General features: G+C 70.8%; 10 protein-coding genes. 3 read left to right on the forward strand and 7 right to left on the reverse strand.

All coding sequences use genetic code 11. The features are described from left to right. Positions 1-67: 67 nt before the first annotated feature. The 4 genes from ASC99_RS23560 to ASC99_RS23575 are packed head-to-tail and all read right to left on the reverse strand — an operon-like array spanning position 68 to position 5440. Positions 68-2437, reverse strand: a complete 2370-nt coding sequence (locus ASC99_RS23560; protein WP_057235296.1) for a glycoside hydrolase family 3 N-terminal domain-containing protein — start codon at positions 2435-2437, stop codon at positions 68-70. Beyond that, a complete protein-coding gene (locus tag ASC99_RS23565) occupies positions 2434-3255 on the reverse strand; it encodes a carbohydrate ABC transporter permease (protein WP_057235298.1) in 822 nt (273 codons plus the stop codon). Before ASC99_RS23565 ends, ASC99_RS23560 begins: the two co-directional genes overlap by 4 nt. After that, on the reverse strand, positions 3255-4151 hold the full coding sequence (locus tag ASC99_RS23570) for a carbohydrate ABC transporter permease (RefSeq protein WP_057235300.1): 897 nt from the start codon (positions 4149-4151) through the stop codon (positions 3255-3257). Before ASC99_RS23570 ends, ASC99_RS23565 begins: the two co-directional genes overlap by 1 nt. Then, positions 4148-5440: an ABC transporter substrate-binding protein gene (locus tag ASC99_RS23575; protein WP_057235302.1), complete on the reverse strand. Its 1293-nt coding sequence runs from the start codon at positions 5438-5440 to the stop codon at positions 4148-4150. Before ASC99_RS23575 ends, ASC99_RS23570 begins: the two co-directional genes overlap by 4 nt. A 183-nt stretch (positions 5441-5623) precedes the next feature. On the opposite strand from ASC99_RS23575, the gene ASC99_RS23580 reads away from it, so the two are divergent. Together ASC99_RS23580 and ASC99_RS23585 are read left to right on the forward strand one after the other, a co-directional pair. Next, complete coding sequence (locus ASC99_RS23580) at positions 5624-6616, forward strand: LacI family DNA-binding transcriptional regulator (RefSeq protein ID WP_057235304.1); 993 nt, start codon at positions 5624-5626, stop codon at positions 6614-6616. 149 nt (positions 6617-6765) lie between these two features. Next, positions 6766-8223 (forward strand): endo-1,4-beta-xylanase, encoded by a 1458-nt coding sequence (locus ASC99_RS23585; RefSeq protein ID WP_063857162.1) that lies wholly within the window; start codon positions 6766-6768, stop codon positions 8221-8223. Positions 8224-8272: 49 nt separating this feature from the next. Here the strand turns inward: ASC99_RS23585 and ASC99_RS23590 are convergent, their stop codons facing one another. From ASC99_RS23590 to ASC99_RS23600, 3 genes are all read right to left on the reverse strand, one after another. Continuing rightward, positions 8273-9040, reverse strand: a complete 768-nt coding sequence (locus ASC99_RS23590) for a hypothetical protein (protein ID WP_057235306.1) — start codon at positions 9038-9040, stop codon at positions 8273-8275. After that, a complete protein-coding gene (locus tag ASC99_RS23595; RefSeq protein WP_057235308.1) occupies positions 9037-9567 on the reverse strand; it encodes a SigE family RNA polymerase sigma factor in 531 nt (176 codons plus the stop codon). The genes ASC99_RS23590 and ASC99_RS23595 overlap by 4 nt, the downstream gene beginning before the upstream one ends. Before the next feature lie 65 nt (positions 9568-9632). Further along, positions 9633-12182, reverse strand: a complete 2550-nt coding sequence (locus ASC99_RS23600; protein WP_057235405.1) for an RICIN domain-containing protein — start codon at positions 12180-12182, stop codon at positions 9633-9635. 604 nt (positions 12183-12786) lie between these two features. Here ASC99_RS23600 and ASC99_RS23605 point away from each other — a divergent pair. Beyond that, complete coding sequence (locus ASC99_RS23605) at positions 12787-14958, forward strand: glycoside hydrolase family 2 TIM barrel-domain containing protein (RefSeq protein WP_235583105.1); 2172 nt, start codon at positions 12787-12789, stop codon at positions 14956-14958. Positions 14959-14976 lie beyond the last annotated feature (18 nt).

Consider the following 14976-nt stretch of genomic DNA (forward strand, 5'->3'; position numbering starts at 1 on the left):
CGAGTCCAAGGGCACCCTTCGGGCGAACGTCCGGTTCGGGCCAGCGGTCCGGGCGGCGCTGACGTTCTCACAACTCCCGGACGGTGATGGTCGGATGGAGGCGACGGGTGTGGTCGAGCGGGCGGGCCGGGCCGGTGAGGCGCAGCGGTACGGTGAAGCGGGCGTCGGTGCTGGAGGCGGAGATCCGCAGTTCCAGCGCGCCCGGTTCGACGATCCGGTGGCCCTCGCGGCCGGTGAAGGAGGCCAGGTCGGCGGGGAGCACCAGCTCCACGCGGCACCCGGCGCCCGCCGCCAGCTCGATCCGCCGGTAGCCGGCCAGCCGCTGCACCGGCTGCACCACGCTCGCCACCGGGTCGTGCAGGTAGAGCTGCACGACCTCGCCGCCCGCCCGGCCACCGGCGTTCCGCAGTTCGAAGGCGAGCCGGAACTCGCCGTCGGTACCGGTCTCGGTGGTCTCCACCGTCAGGGCGGACCAGCTGAACTCGCTGTAGCCGAGCCCGTGTCCGAAGCCGTAGGCGGGCGTCGGGTCGGTGCTGGAGACTCCGCTCGCCTGGGCGAGCCGGGCGGCGAGGTACGTCGACGGCTGGGCGCCCGGGTGCGCGGGGATGCTGACCGGCAGGCGTCCGGACGGGTTGACCCGTCCGCTGAGCACACCGGCCAGGGCCTGGGTGCCGGCCTCGCCGGGGAAGAAGCACTGCACGATGGCCCCGGCTTCGGTCACCGCACGTCCCAGCGCGTACGGCCGCCCGGCCAGGAGCGTGACCACGAGCGGTGTGCCGCAGTCGAGCAGAGCGTCGAGCAACTCGCGCTGCCTGCCCGGCAGTTCGAGTGACTCGGCGTCGCAGCCCTCGCCGCTGGTGCCCCGGCCGAACAGCCCGGCCCGGTCGCCGAGGGCCAGCACCACCACGTCGGCCTGCCGTGCGACCCGGACGGCCTCGGCGATGCCGCTCGCGTCCTCGCTGTCCACGCTCACCCCGGCGACCGTCCGGATCTCGCTGCCGGTGAACTCGGCGGCCAACGCCTCACGCAGGGTGGGGAGTTCGATGCCGATCGGCACCTTCGGGTGCTGGCTGCCGACGTGCACGGGGAAGGCGTAGCAGCCGAGCACGGCGGTGGGATCGTCGGCGTTGGGGCCGATCAGCGCGATCCGGGCGGGGCGGCGCAGCGGCAGCAGGCCGTCGTTGCGCAGCAACACCACGGCCTGCTCGGCGAGTTCGGCGGCGAGTGCACGGTTCGCGGGCCGGTCGAGGTCGACCAGGCCGCGCAGGGCCTCCGGTTCGCTCAGGTCGGTGTCGGCCAGGACGTCGGGCGTCGGGTCCCATTCCGGGTCCAGCAGCCCGAGTTGGGCCTTCTGGACCAGCACCCGGTGCAGCGCCCGGTCGATCAGCCGCTCCGGGACGGCCCCGGCGGCGACGGCGTCGAGCAGGGGCTGTCCGAAGGTCCTCACGGTCGGCAGTTCGACGTCCACACCGCTGCCGAGGGCCAGTGCGGCGGCGTCGGACCAGTCCTCGGCGACGCCGTGCAGGGCCTTGAGGAAGGCGATGCCGAAGTAGTCGGCGACGACGGTGCCGGTGAAGCCCCAGGTGTCCCGGAGCAGACCGGTGAGCAGGGCCTCGTCGGCGGCGGAGGGCAGGCCGTCGGTGTCGGTGTAGGCGTGCATGACCGAGCGGGGGCGGCCCTCGCGGACGGCCATCTCGAACGGTGGCAGGATGACGTCCGCGCGTTCGCGCGGGCCCATCGAGACGGGGGCGAGGTTGCGTCCGGCGCGGGAGGCGGAGTAGCCGGCGAAGTGCTTGAGGGTGGCGACGATCCCGGCGGACTCCAGGCCCTGGACGTAGGCGGTGGCGACGGTGCCCACCAGGTACGGGTCCTCGCCGATGGTCTCCTCGACCCGTCCCCACCGAGCGTCGCGCACCACGTCGAGGACCGGCGCGAGGCCCTGGTGCACGCCGACGGCCCGCAGGTCGCGGCCGATCGTGGCGGCCATCTGCCGCACCAGCGAGGGGTTGAAGGTGGCGCCCCAGGACAGTGGCACCGGGTAGGCGGTGGCGCCCCAGGCGGCGAAGCCGGCCAGGCACTCCTCGTGGGCCAGAGCGGGGATGCCGAAGCGGTTGGCGGCGGCGATCCGGCGCTGGGTGCGCAGCAGCGAGAGCGCACCGATCGCCGGATCGACCGGCGCGGTGCCGAACGGTCTGGTCAACTGGCCGAGCCCGTGCGGGAGCAGGGCGTCGAGGTCGGGCGGGTCCTCCATCTCGTGCTGGTACGGGGCGACTTCGCCGCCCTCGTCGGAGGCGCCGACCCAGACGCCGACGAGTTGGGCGGTCTTCTCCCGCAGGGTCATCGCCGCGATCAGGGCGTCGGCCCGGGCCTCCGGGGTGAGCGTGGTGTCCCGCCAGGCGGGGACTCCCTCGGGGGCGGGGTCGTGGATGGTGCTCATTTCCCTCCAACGCCCGTCAGGCCCTGGACCAGGGCGCGGCGGGCGAACAGGTAGACGACGAAGACGGGGAGTGTGGACAGCACCACGGCGCTGAGCAGGCCGGGCACGTCGACGCCGTGCTCGGTCTGGAACTCGTACAGACCGAGGGTGACGACCTTGGTGGAGTCGGACTGGGTGAGGATCAGCGGGAACAGGAAGCCGTTCCACGCCTGGAGGGCGGCGAAGACCACGATCGAGGACAGGCCGCCCTTGGACAGTGGCAGCACCAGCTGCCGGAAGACCCGGGCCGGGGAGGCGCCGTCCATCGCCATCGCCTCGTACAGCTCGGGGCTGATGTCGCGCATCGCGCCGGTCAGCACCAGGGTGCAGACCGGGAGACAGAAGGCGGCGGTCGGCAGGATGACACCGATCAGGTGGTCGTACAGCCCGGCCTTGCTGATCAGGTAGAACATCGGGACGATCACCGCCTGGGCGGGGATCGCCAGGCCCAGCAGGAACAGCCGGAACACCCAGCCGGTCGCCCGGCCGCGGGCCCGCACGATCGCGTACGCGAGTGGCGGGACGACCAGCAGCACGATGGCGACCACGGCGGCGGTGACGGCCAGGGTGTTGAGGAAGTCCTGGCCGAAGCCGTTGGAGAGGTCGGTGAGGTAGTTCTGCACGGTCCACTCGGCGGGCAGGCTGAGCGGGCCCTCGGTGGAGTAGTCGGCGCGGGTGCGGACGGTGGCCAGCAGCAGCACGTACAGCGGCAGGCCGACCAGTCCCAGCCAGACCAGTGAACCCAACCCCGCCACGTAGTTGGGGCGTTGACGTGTCATCAGAGGCCCTCCGTCGTGCCGCGCATCCGGTCGTAGCCGGAGAGCCTGACCACGGCCAGCGAGATCAGGGTGGCGATGACCACCAGGACCAGGGCGATGGCCGATCCGGCGCCGAAGTCGAAGCTCTTGAAGGCTTTCTGGTACATGTGGAAGGCACTGACGGTGGTGTCGGTGCCGGGGCCGCCCTGGGTGAGGATCAGCACCGTGTCGAAGGTGGTGAGGCCGCCGGCCACCATCAGCACCGTCGAGGTGATGACGGTGTTGCGCAGCTGCGGCAGGGTGATGTGGAAGAACTGCCGGACGGTGCCTGCTCCGTCGATCGCCGCGGCCTGGTAGAGCACCTGGGGGATGGCGCGGGCGCCGCCCTGGTAGATCAGGGCGTGCAGCGGGGTGAACTGCCACACGCCGACGAAGGTCAGGACGGCGATCGCGCCGCTCTGGCTGCCGAGCAGGTTGCCGTCGCCGAACAGCCAGGTCAGCTGGGAGGGCACGCCGAAGTTGGGGTCCAGGACGGCCCGCCAGACCAGGGACACGGCGGTCGCCGACAGCAGCAGCGGTACGAAGTAGATCGCCGAGAGCACGGCCCGGTTGCGCTGGTGCCCGGCGGCCCAGACGCCGAGCAGGATGCTCACCGGCGTCTGGGTGGCCACACCGAGGACGGTGAGCAGCAGGGTGATCCAGACCGACTGGATCATCACCGGGTCGTGGACCAGCGCGGTCCAGTTGTCCAGGCCGTTGAAGCGCGGCTCGGAGATGCCGTCCCAGTGGGTGAAGGAGAGCACGGCGACCAGCAGCAGCGGCACGATCGCGAACAGCAGGAAGAACAGCGCGGCGGGCGCCGCCCAGACGAAGCCCGGGCGGATCACCCCCGCGCCGGACTTCGGGACGGACGTCATGAGCCGGGCAAGGCCTGCATGGCCTTGATGAAGCCGTCGGCGTCCAGCTTGCCGTCGAAGAACTGCTGAACGGCGGTCTGGAGCGGGGTGCTTGCGCTCGGCGGGTAGGCCTGGTCCCAGGAGAGCTGGAACGAGGGGGCGGCCTTGACCAGCTCGTACTGGTACTTGGAGTAGGCGGGGCTGGCCGAAGTGTCGAGGAAGTCACCGGTGTTGACGGTGGTCGGCAGGTTGCCGACGGCGAGCTGGGCCTTGACGAACTCCTCGGAGTACATCAGCTTCAGGAAGGCGGCGGCGGCCTCCGGGTGCTTGGTCTTCTTCACCACCGAGTAGAAGTTGTTGGTGTTGCCGACCACGTCGGCCGGGTCGCCCTTGCCGCCGTTCACGGTGGGGAAGCCGGTGTAGCCGAGGCCCGACTTGGCGAACTCCGGGTTGCCGTCCTGCTGGGTGGAGTAGTACCAGGAGCCCATCAGCTCGAAGGCGGCCTTGCCCTTGGCCACCAGGGCGGGGGAGCCGCCGTCGGTGAACTTGACGGAGTCGAAGTTGCTGCCGAAGGCGCCGGTGTCGACCAGCTCCCGCAGGGTGGACAGCGCCCGGCGGCTGTCCTCGCCGGCCCATGCCGACTGGTCGCCGCCGACCGCCCGTTGGAACAGGCCGGGCCCGGCGATCCGGTCGTAGAGGTACTCGAACCACATCAGGGTGGGCCACCGGTCGGCGCCGCCGAGCGCGATCGGGGTGACGCCCTTGGCCTTCAGCGCCTTGGCGGCGGCGACCAGCTCGTCCCAGGTCTTCGGTGGCGTCAGACCGGCGTCGGCCAGCACCTTCTTGTTGTGGAACAGCAGCACCGGCTGGGTTCCGCGCATCGGCACGCCGTACGGCTTGCCGTCCACCACGGCCGAGTTGAAGACCGACGGCAGGAAGTTGCTCTTCAGACCCGGGTCCTGGGCGATGAAGTCGTCCAGCGGAAGCAGCAGGTCGGCCTTGACGAACGGCTGGATGGAGCCGCCGCCCCAGTTGAAGAAGACGTCCGGGGCCTGCGGGGTGTTGATGACGGTCTGCAGCTTCTGCTGGTAGTCCGCGCCGGGGACGGTGTCGAGCACCACCTTGACCTTGGAGGTCTTGTTGAAGGTCTCGACGATCTGCTTCTCGACCTTGTTGGTGGCGTCTCCGTAGACCATGACCCGGATCGTCCCCGAGCCCGCGTCGGAGGAGGAGCCGCCCGACCCGCAGGCCGCGGTCATGCCCAGGACGAGCACGGTTGCCGCGGCGATCGCGGTGAATCTCGATCCCATGTTCTGCCAATCATGCGAATGTTGCGACGGGATTGCCGAATGTTGTGGGAACTTAGGGCCGCCGCCTCGGCCCGTCAAGGGTTCCGGCGGGATCCGGTCCGACCGGTGGACCGGCTAGCATCCGTGCCGTACGGACAGCTGCAGCAGTGAAGTTCGCCCGACAGGGCAGGGCAGGAGGACCTCGTGACCAGAGCCGCGACGCTCGCCGAGATCGCGCAGGAGGCGGGGGTCTCGGCCCCGACTGTTTCGAAAGTCCTGAACGGACGGGCCGATGTCGCCCCGGCGACCAGGGAGCGGGTGGAGGAGCTGCTGCGCCGGCACGGCTACCGGCGGCGCGGCGGCGCCCGGACCAGCCCGCTGCTCGACCTGGTCTTCCACGAGCTGGAGAGCTCCTGGGCGACGGAGGTGATCCGCGGCGTCGAGAACGTGGCGCGCGAGGAGGGTCTGAGCATCGTGCTGTCGGAGTCCGCCGGGCGGCTGACGCCTGGTCAGTCGTGGGTGGACGGGGTGCTCGCCCGCCGGCCCACCGGCGTCCTGCTGGTGCTGTCCGGCCTGGACCGCTCCCAGCAGGAACAGCTGGCCGGCCGCGGTATCCCGTTCGTGGTGATGGACCCGGCCGGTGACCCCGGCCAAGGGGTGCCCGCCGTCGGTACCACCAACTGGGACGGTGGCCTGGCCGCCACCCGGCACCTGGTCGACCTCGGCCACCGCCGGATCGGGCTGATCGGCGGCCCGGGCCGGATGATGTGCAGCCGGGCGCGGGCCGACGGCTACCGGGCGGCCCTCGACATCGCGGGCATCGCGTACGACCCGGCACTCGTCCGGGAGGGCGACTTCCACCACGAGGCCGGCCACCGGATCGGGCTGGAACTGCTGAGCCTGCCCGACCGGCCGACCGCCGTGTTCGCCGGGAACGACCTCCAGGCCCTGGGGCTCTACGAGGCGGCCCGTGAGCTGGGGTTGCGCATCCCCGAGGACCTCAGCGTGGTCGGCTTCGACGACCTTCCGCTGGCCCGCTGGGTCGGCCCGCCGCTGACCACCGTCCGCCAACCGCTGACCGAGATGGCCGAGGTCGCAGCCCGTCTGGTGATCGACCTGGCCCGAGGCACCCGGCCCGGTGCCCTGCGGGTGGATCTGCAGCACCGCCCCACCGAGGAAGCCGTCCCTAACGGTTGACGGAGCGCCGGTCCGGCCCTAGGGTCACCGCTGGAATCGGCGGAGATACCGAAAGTTTCGATCGTTCGGGATCTCCATACCCTCGGCGTTCCACGCACCACCGCACGTCCATCTCTCTTTGCCACCCCCACAGAGAAGGGACCACGCCGGTGTCAGTCCGGACGCTCAACCTCACCCGCCCCAGGCGCGCCTTCGGCGCCGCCGCCATCACCACGATCGCCGCCCTGGCCGCCGTCACGCTGGTGCCGACCGGCCAGGCCGGCGCGGCGGGACCGGCCCTGCGCTCGCTCGCCGAGGCGAAGGGCATCTACTTCGGTACCGCCATCACCCAGGGCGACCTGAACAACCCCGCCCTCACCGCCGTCGCCGGAAGTCAGTTCGGCATGCTCACCCCCGGCAACGAGATGAAGTGGGACACCGTCGAACCCTCGCCGGGCAACTTCAACTTCGCCCCGGCCGACCGGCTCGTCGCCTTCGCCCAGACCAACTCGATGAAACTGCGCGGCCACACCCTGGTCTGGCACAGCCAACTCCCCTCCTGGGTCAGCAACTTGCCGACCAGCCAGGTGAAGGCCGCGATGCAGAACCACATCACCACCGAGGCCACCCACTACAAGGGCAAGCTCTACGCCTGGGACGTGGTGAACGAGCCCTTCAACGAGGACGGCAGCTTCCGTGCCGACGCCTTCTACAACGCCATGGGCAGCGGCTTCGTCGCCGAAGCGCTGCGCACCGCCCGGGCCGCCGACCCGGGTGCCAAGCTCTACCTGAACGACTACAACATCGAGGGCCTGAACGCGAAGAGCGATGCCATGTACAACCTGGCGAAGTCGCTCAAGGCCCAGGGCGTCCCGCTGGACGGCGTCGGCTTCCAGGCCCACTTCATCCTCGGCCAGGTCCCCTCCTCCCTGAAGGCCAATCTCCAGCGGTTCACCGCGCTCGGCGTCGAGGTCGCGATCACCGAGCTGGACGACCGCATCAAGCTCCCCGCGACCGGCGCCAACCTCGCCCAGCAGGCGAGCGACTACGCCTCCGTGATCAGCACCTGCCTGGCCGTCACCGGCTGTGTGGGCATCACCCAGTGGGGCGTCGGCGACGCGGACTCCTGGATCCCGGGCACCTTCCCCGGCGAGGGCGCCGGCACCATGTACGACAACAACTACCAGCCGAAGCCTGCCTGGACCGGCTCCGTCAACGCCCTCGGCGGCAGCACCACCAGCCCCTCGCCGAGCCCGAGCCCGACACCGACGCCCACCCCGACGCCGACCCCGAGCCCCACGCCGGGCGGCGCCGCCTGCAAGGTGACGGCCACGGCCAACGCCTGGAACACCGGCCTGACCACGGACATCACCGTCACCAACACCGGCTCGACCACGGTCAACGGCTGGGACTTGGTCTTCACCCTGCCCTCCGGTCAGACCGTGACCAACAGCTGGAACGCCGCCATCACCCCGGCCGCCGGCCAGGTCACCGCCAGGAACCTCAGCTACAACGGCACTCTTGCTCCCGGCGCCGCCACGTCGTTCGGCTACCAGGCCACCCACACCGGCAATGCCCAGCTCCCCGCCCAGTTCAGCCTCAACGGCCTTGCCTGCACCAAGTCCTGACGGTCCGTCACTACCCAGTGGTCCGCACCCCACCCCGGGGTGCGGACCCTCAGTGCGTCGGGGCGAAGCCTCCCCAGACGGCAGCGCCGTCCGAGGTCTCCATCCGGTAGCTGTCGCCCGTGGTGCTGCGGACACCGGTGGCGTGGTTGTACTGGCCGGCGAACATGTGCTGTCCGGCCGGCACGGTACGGCCTGGCTTGAGGACCCAGCGGTAGAGCAGCGCACCGCCGGACTCCTGAGCGGTGACGGTGAAGTCGTCGCTCGGCAGCGTCCGCCAGTTGCCGGTGTCCCGCACCCCGCCGGTCTGGGCGACCCGCAGCTCCACGGTGAGCGAGGTGAGCGGCCGGGTGGTCCTGAGGGTGATGTTGTTCTGGGCCCAGAAGACAGTGCTGTTGGCGCCCATCGAGCCCGCCGACCACAGTGGCCCGTTCTGGACCCGGCTGCTCGCCGACGGAGTCGGGTGCGAACTGCCGGGCGTGGTGGCCGGGGCCGGACTCGCGGCCGTCGGGCGAGCCGAAGGCGCCGGGGGAGAGGTGACCGTCGGGGACGGCGTGACGGGAGTGATGACGGGAGCGATGACGGGAGCCGGCGACGGAGTCCCGACGATGGCGGCAACGGCCAGGCCGCCGGTCGCCAGGATGCCCGCGGTGGCGAGGCCGGCCAGCGCGGCCTTGCGCCAAGACCGCCCGATCGTCCGGGCTCGGTGACGGACGACGGGGTCGGCCGCGCCGCGTTCCATCCGGGCCAACATCCGTGCGCGGTCGGGCTGGTGGGCCCCGGCGGCCTCATGCAGCTGCCGGGTGATGTCCTGTTTCACCGAGTCCTCCTCCCTGCCACCAGTGCTCCGGCCGCTCGTGCACCGAGCAGCCGTTCCAGCTCGGCCATCCCCTTCGAGGTCTGGCTCTTCACCGTACCGACCGATATCCCCAACGCCACAGCGGTGTCCTTCTCCGGCAGGTCGAAGGCGTGGCGCAGCACCACGCACGCCCGCTTGCGGTAGGGCAGCCGGGCCAGCGCCGTACGGACGTCCAGCACGGCCGCCACGTTCGGCCCGTCCACCCGCTCCGGGTGGCGGGACCAGAACAGCGCGACCCGGCGCCGCTCACGAACCGCACTCCGTATTCGCTCCCGCGCCATGTTGGCCACCACGCCGCGGGCGTAGGCGAGCGGGTGGTCCGCCGTACGGAGCCGGTCCCAGCGTTGCCACAGGGCGAGCAGGGCATCCGCGGCGAGGTCGTCGGCCGCGTCCGTCTCCCCGGTCAGGAGATGGGCGAGCCGGGCCAGTTCGGCGTAGTGGCGTTCGAAGAAGTCGTGGAACTCCGCGGACGCGTCATCGAGGAGCATCTCCCTCGGTCGCCCTCTCCCTGCAGTGTGCGCGTTAACAATCGGGTTGAGCGTAACAGTGCCCGTCAGGACAGATCGCCGTAGACCACGCCCCGGCCGTAACCGCCGAGGTAGACCCGGCCGTACACGTCGGGGTCGCCCGCGATGACGCTGATGACGCTGCCGCCGAACTGGTGCTGGTCGTCGTTGATCCGGACCCAGGCCTGCCCGCCGTCGATGGAGCGGAACAGGCCGGTGACGCCCTGCACCGTTCCGCTCAGGTAGAGGGCCTGGTGAGCGGCGCCCGGGGCCGCCTTGCCGAAGCCGATGCCGTCGGCCTTCTGTACGCCGGCCGACTTGGTGAAGCCCGCCCCGCCGTCGGTGGAGCGCAGGAGGCCCTTGTCCCCGCCGGCGATCCACAGGTCACCGGCGACCCCCGGGGTCGCCTTGAGGGTTCCGCCGCCCAGGCCGGTGGCTCGGGCGGTGAAGCTCCGGCCGCCGTCGGTGCTCGCGAACAGGGTGCCGCCGCTCAGGGCGTAGAAGGTGTTCGCCGTCGAACGGTCGGCCACCACGGCAGTGTCAACGGGCAGGCCGGAAGCGGCCGTCCAGGTCGAGCCGCGGTTGGTGGAGAGGTAGGGCCGTTGGCCGGCCGGAGTCCACATCACGGTGCCGCCGTCCGCCGAGACCGCCGCCGTCCCGCCACCGGCGCCGCCGACCGGGACCCCGGTGAAGGGGGTCCAGGCGGCTCCGCCGTCGGTCGACCAGGCGCCGTGCTGGGCGCCGCCGAGGCCGACCCGGACCATGAACCCGGGCTTCGCCTGGGCGAAGTCGATCCCGGTGGTGTTGGTGAACTGCGGTCCGGAGAGCGCCTGGGCGGGCACCTTGGTCAGGTCCTCGTGCCGGAACCCGCTGACGTCGCCGAGCGCACTGATCAGCGGGAGGCCCGGGGGCTTGGCCAGCCCGAGCACCGCGGTCTCCTCCAGGCCCTTGGCCGGGACCGTCCAGTGCGTCGGGCGCCCGCTGTCCGCCTCGGTCACGTCGCGGCTGCCCCACATCCCCGATCCGGTGCCGTACAGCACGCGCCCGGAGTCGAAGGGGTCGATCGCCATCGCACCCATCCAGTGTCCGATGCCGTTCCCCACGTACGGCGCCGCGGAGCTGTCCCGCACCGAGGTCGCGCCGAGCGCCTTCCAGGAGGCGCCGCCGTCGGTCGAGCGGTACAGCTCGTCCGAGGGCCACCAGCGGTCCAGGGTGGTGACCATCACCGTGGACGGGTGCTGTGGGTCGACCGCCATTCCGGCGAAGCCGTAACTGCCGCTGGACGGCGAGACGTTCTTCCACGCCCCGGAGGACGGCGTGTACTTCCACACCGAACCGGCCGTCACCCCGTTCGGGCCGGGCGCGTTGGTGTACGTCAGGTAGAGCGAGCCGTCGCCGGACAGCACGCCGTGCTGCGGCAGCTGCCCCGTGGGCTGGCCGTGCACGGCCTGCCAGCTGGCACCGTCGTCGGTGGAGCGGTACAGCGAGGTCGACCTGTCGGCCACGCCGACGTAGATCGTCCTGCTGCCGGACGGGCCGAAGGTCACGAAGGACAGGCCGACGCCGCTGCTCGCACCGTTCTTGACGGGGAAGCTGCCGACCTGACTCCACGTCACGCCGAAGTCGGTGCTGCGCCACAGCCCGTTCTTGCGGGTGCCCAGGTAGAGCCTGCTGTGGTCGGACGGGTCCACCATCAGCCGCTCGCCCATGGAGCGGCCGTCCTCGTTGCCGCCCAGCTTGAACGGCAGGTCGGTGCGCTGGAACGTCCTGCCCTGGTCGGTGGAGCGCAGGATCGCGCCGTTGCCCGCCCAGTCGTTGGTGTAGGTGCCGCTCGCGATGTACAGGCGGTTCGGGTCGACCGGGTCGGTGGCCAGGCTCTCGATCCCCAGCAGGTTCCAGTCGCCCCCGCCGATCCAGTCGGTCAGGGAGGTCCACTGCCCGGCGGCCGTGTCCCAGCGGTACGCGCCGCCGATGTCGGTCCGGGCGTACAGCAGGTCCTTGCGGGTGGGGTTGAAGACCAGACCGGTGACGAAGCCGCCACCGACGATCTGCGCGTTGTGCCAGGTGTACCCGCCCGCGCCGCCCGACTTCACCAGCTTCCACCGCTGATTGGTGCTGCCCTTGTCGGCGTACTGGACGAGAGGCACGCCGTCGCCGCTCGAGCCGCCCCACACGTCCAGTACCAGGCCGCTGCTCCGGGAGACGAACTTGACGGCCGCACCGCCGACGTTCTCCATCCTCCACTGCTGCGCGGCGGCCCCGCGGTCGGCCTGCTGTTCGACGGCGGCGGTCGAGGCGGTGGAAGCTCCCCGCACGCCGAGGACCTTGCCGCTGTTGCGGTTCACCAGCTCGTAGTAGCCACCCTCCACGAGCTTCAGCCGCCACTGCTGACTCGCGGCACCGGTCACCCGACTCTGCTGCCGGGCCCAGGCACCGTCCGCCGTGTCCGCCCCGGGCACGTCCAACACCTTGTCGCTGCGGACGGACACCAGCTCGTAGTAGGCATCGGGGTCCACCGTCGCGGCCTCCGAATCGGCCTGGACGAACAGCAGGTAGGGACCGAGGACGGCGGGCACGCCCAGCGCCAGACCGATCATCGTCCGGCGTCGGCGGTGGCGGCCACGCCTGGGTCGCTCGCCGTCGGCCGCGCCTGCGTGCCGGCTGTGTCCGCCCGCGGTGGGGTCCGTCTCGTTCATGGGCTGCTCCTTGCTCCGGCCGTTTTGTGGATCGCCCGTCAGTTGCCGCTGCTCCGCAGAAGGTTGCCGCCCGAGCCCGAACTTTTCGGGGCGCCTCCGTCCAGACCGGGGGCGGCCGCTGGCCGAGGGAGTGCAGGGACAGCGGCAGGGAGTCGTCACCCGCGAATGGGCCCCAGGATCTGCTGCTGCAGCAGTACTTGACGGCACACCGGGGCGGATTTACGTTCATCGCCGGCGCCTTGTGCGACGACGTGAACTGACGGGGTCCGGGACGGACCCGAGTCGGTCGTCGGTCGCGTCCGCCAATCCGGCATGGACAGTCGGGATTCCGTCGGCCTGCCGATGTTAGCGCTCACATCTTTCTGGACCCACCCACCGAGAGGTCACCATGCACCAGCAGCACAGCCCGCCACCACGCCGGCGATCGGCCGTACATCTGTTCGCGGTCGTCGCGACACTGCTTGCCGCGGTCCTGACGACGCCACAGCCGGCGTCCGCCGCAGCGGTGTCGGACGTCAACGGGTTCACCACGGGCAACGGTGCGATCACGTCGGTCGACCTGGCTGGAACGTGGAGCTTCACGCCGAAGGGCCGCTCGGCGACGTCGATCAACGTGCCCGGCGGCGGCTGGTACAAGCAGGGCTTCACCGACGTGAACGAGGCGACGTACTCGCGAACCGTGACCGTGCCGAACACGGGGCAGCCGCAGTCGGTGTGGATCGAGTTCGGCGCGGTGAACCATCAGGCGACGCTGTCGGTGGACGGGCAGGTGGTCGGCACCCAGACCACCTCCTTCACGCCGTCGAACTTCGACATATCCGCCTTCGCCGCCCCCGGCACCACCCACACGATCAGCGTGAACGTGAAGGGCCGCTACGCCCTGATGAACGGGAGCCAGACCCTGGTTCCCGACGCTGCCAACTGGTCCGAGGCGATCCCCCAGGGCATCTACCGCTCGGCGGCCCTGCGCGTGTATCCGGCGGTGTACGTCAGCGACTCGTTCGTCCGCACCTCGGTGACCAACCAGACCCTCACCTACGACGTGTCCGTGACGAACACCTCCGGCAGCTCGCGGTCGGTGACGCTGACCGGCGCGCTCGCCTCGGACAGCGGTGGGTCGTTCAACTACCCGGCGCTGCCCAGCCGTACGGTCACCGTGGCCGCCCACTCGACCGCCAAGGTGACGGTCGGCCCGGTGGCGTGGAACCTCGGCTCCGCCTCGTACTGGTGGCCGAACGTGCCCTACCGCGCCGGGTACCGCGCCCAGCTGCACAAGCTGTCCGTGCACGCTTCCACCGACGACGGCCGCACCAGCGACGCCGGATACCGGTTCGGGTTCCGGGAGACCACCCAGAACGGCGAGTACTACCACCTCAACGGCGTGCGGGTGAACTTCCGTGGTGACAGCCTGCAGGGCGCGGACTACGACCGGATCGACAACGGCGGCAAGGGCGACGCCTACGACACGCTGCCCGGCTTCCTCCCGCCCTCCACGGGCAACGGCGGCTGGCCGCAGGCGGTCGACAACTACCAGCGGCTCAACTACAACGTGGTCCGCATCCACCAGGAGCCGGGCAGCCCGTACATGCTCGACGTGGCCGACGAGATGGGCCTGATGGTCATCGACGAGACCGCGATCCGCGGCACCTGCAGCTGCCAGGACTTCGTCGCCGGGCACGACAACATGGTGAACCACGCCCGGGCGCTGACCCTGCGGGACCGCAACCACCCGGCGATCATCCGCTGGAGCCAGAGCAACGAGGCGGACCTCAGCACCTTCGACTCCGAGTCGTTCGAGAAGGACCTGTACGCGGCGATGAACGGCAACGACGGCACCCGGCCGGTCAGCGTCGACACCGCCTGGAACACCAACCCGTACCCCAACATGCTGAACGGCAACTTCGCCGTCTTCTCGCACTACGTCGACGGCATCGGCGCGTACGGCGAGGCGCTCCCCTCGCTGGCCGGCCGGCCCGAGGGTGAGGGCGAGTACGTCTGGAACAAGTCCAACACCAAGCAGGGCTTCGAGTGGTTCGCCACCGCAACGGCCGCCAAGCGCGCCAAGGATGCCAGCGACCTGCGCCCCTACACCCTGCTGTCCGGCTGGGCCGGCTTCGTACCCGGGGTGCGGAGCACCGACTTCGTCCCGGAGGAGGGCGGCCACCCCGTCTACGGCGAGGACAACCTCTCCGCCCCGTGGAGCAACCCGCAGATCCAGCGGATCCAGGCCGCGTTCAACCCGGTGGCCGCGATCGACCTGCCCTACTGGTCGGCCTCCGGCGTGTCGGACCAGGACGGCACCTTCCCGCTCCCGCGGGCGGTGGACACCTACTCCTACGGCAAGACGATCACCCGGAACGTCACCGTCTTCAACGACGGCTTCAGCGACACCTCCGTCGGCTTCACCTGGACGGCGCGACTCGACCGGCCCGACGGCGTGGTCATCGCGTCCGGAAACGAACCCCTCACCCGCGCCGGCCGGCGGCACCCGCGTCCACCTGGTCCTGTCGACCACGAAGTCGGGCAGCACCACGTTCACCGACTCGGTCGAGTACCTCAATCTGGGCAACGCGCCGACCAACGTGGACGACGCTGCCACCGCGGTGACCTACAACGGCACTTGGGGTCACGCGAGCGGCGAGACCGGCCCGTACGCCGGCACGAACTCCTACAGTGACGTCACGGGCGACACGGC

The sequence above is a fragment of the Kitasatospora sp. Root107 genome (assembly GCF_001424875.1).
Classification (GTDB): domain Bacteria; phylum Actinomycetota; class Actinomycetes; order Streptomycetales; family Streptomycetaceae; genus Kitasatospora.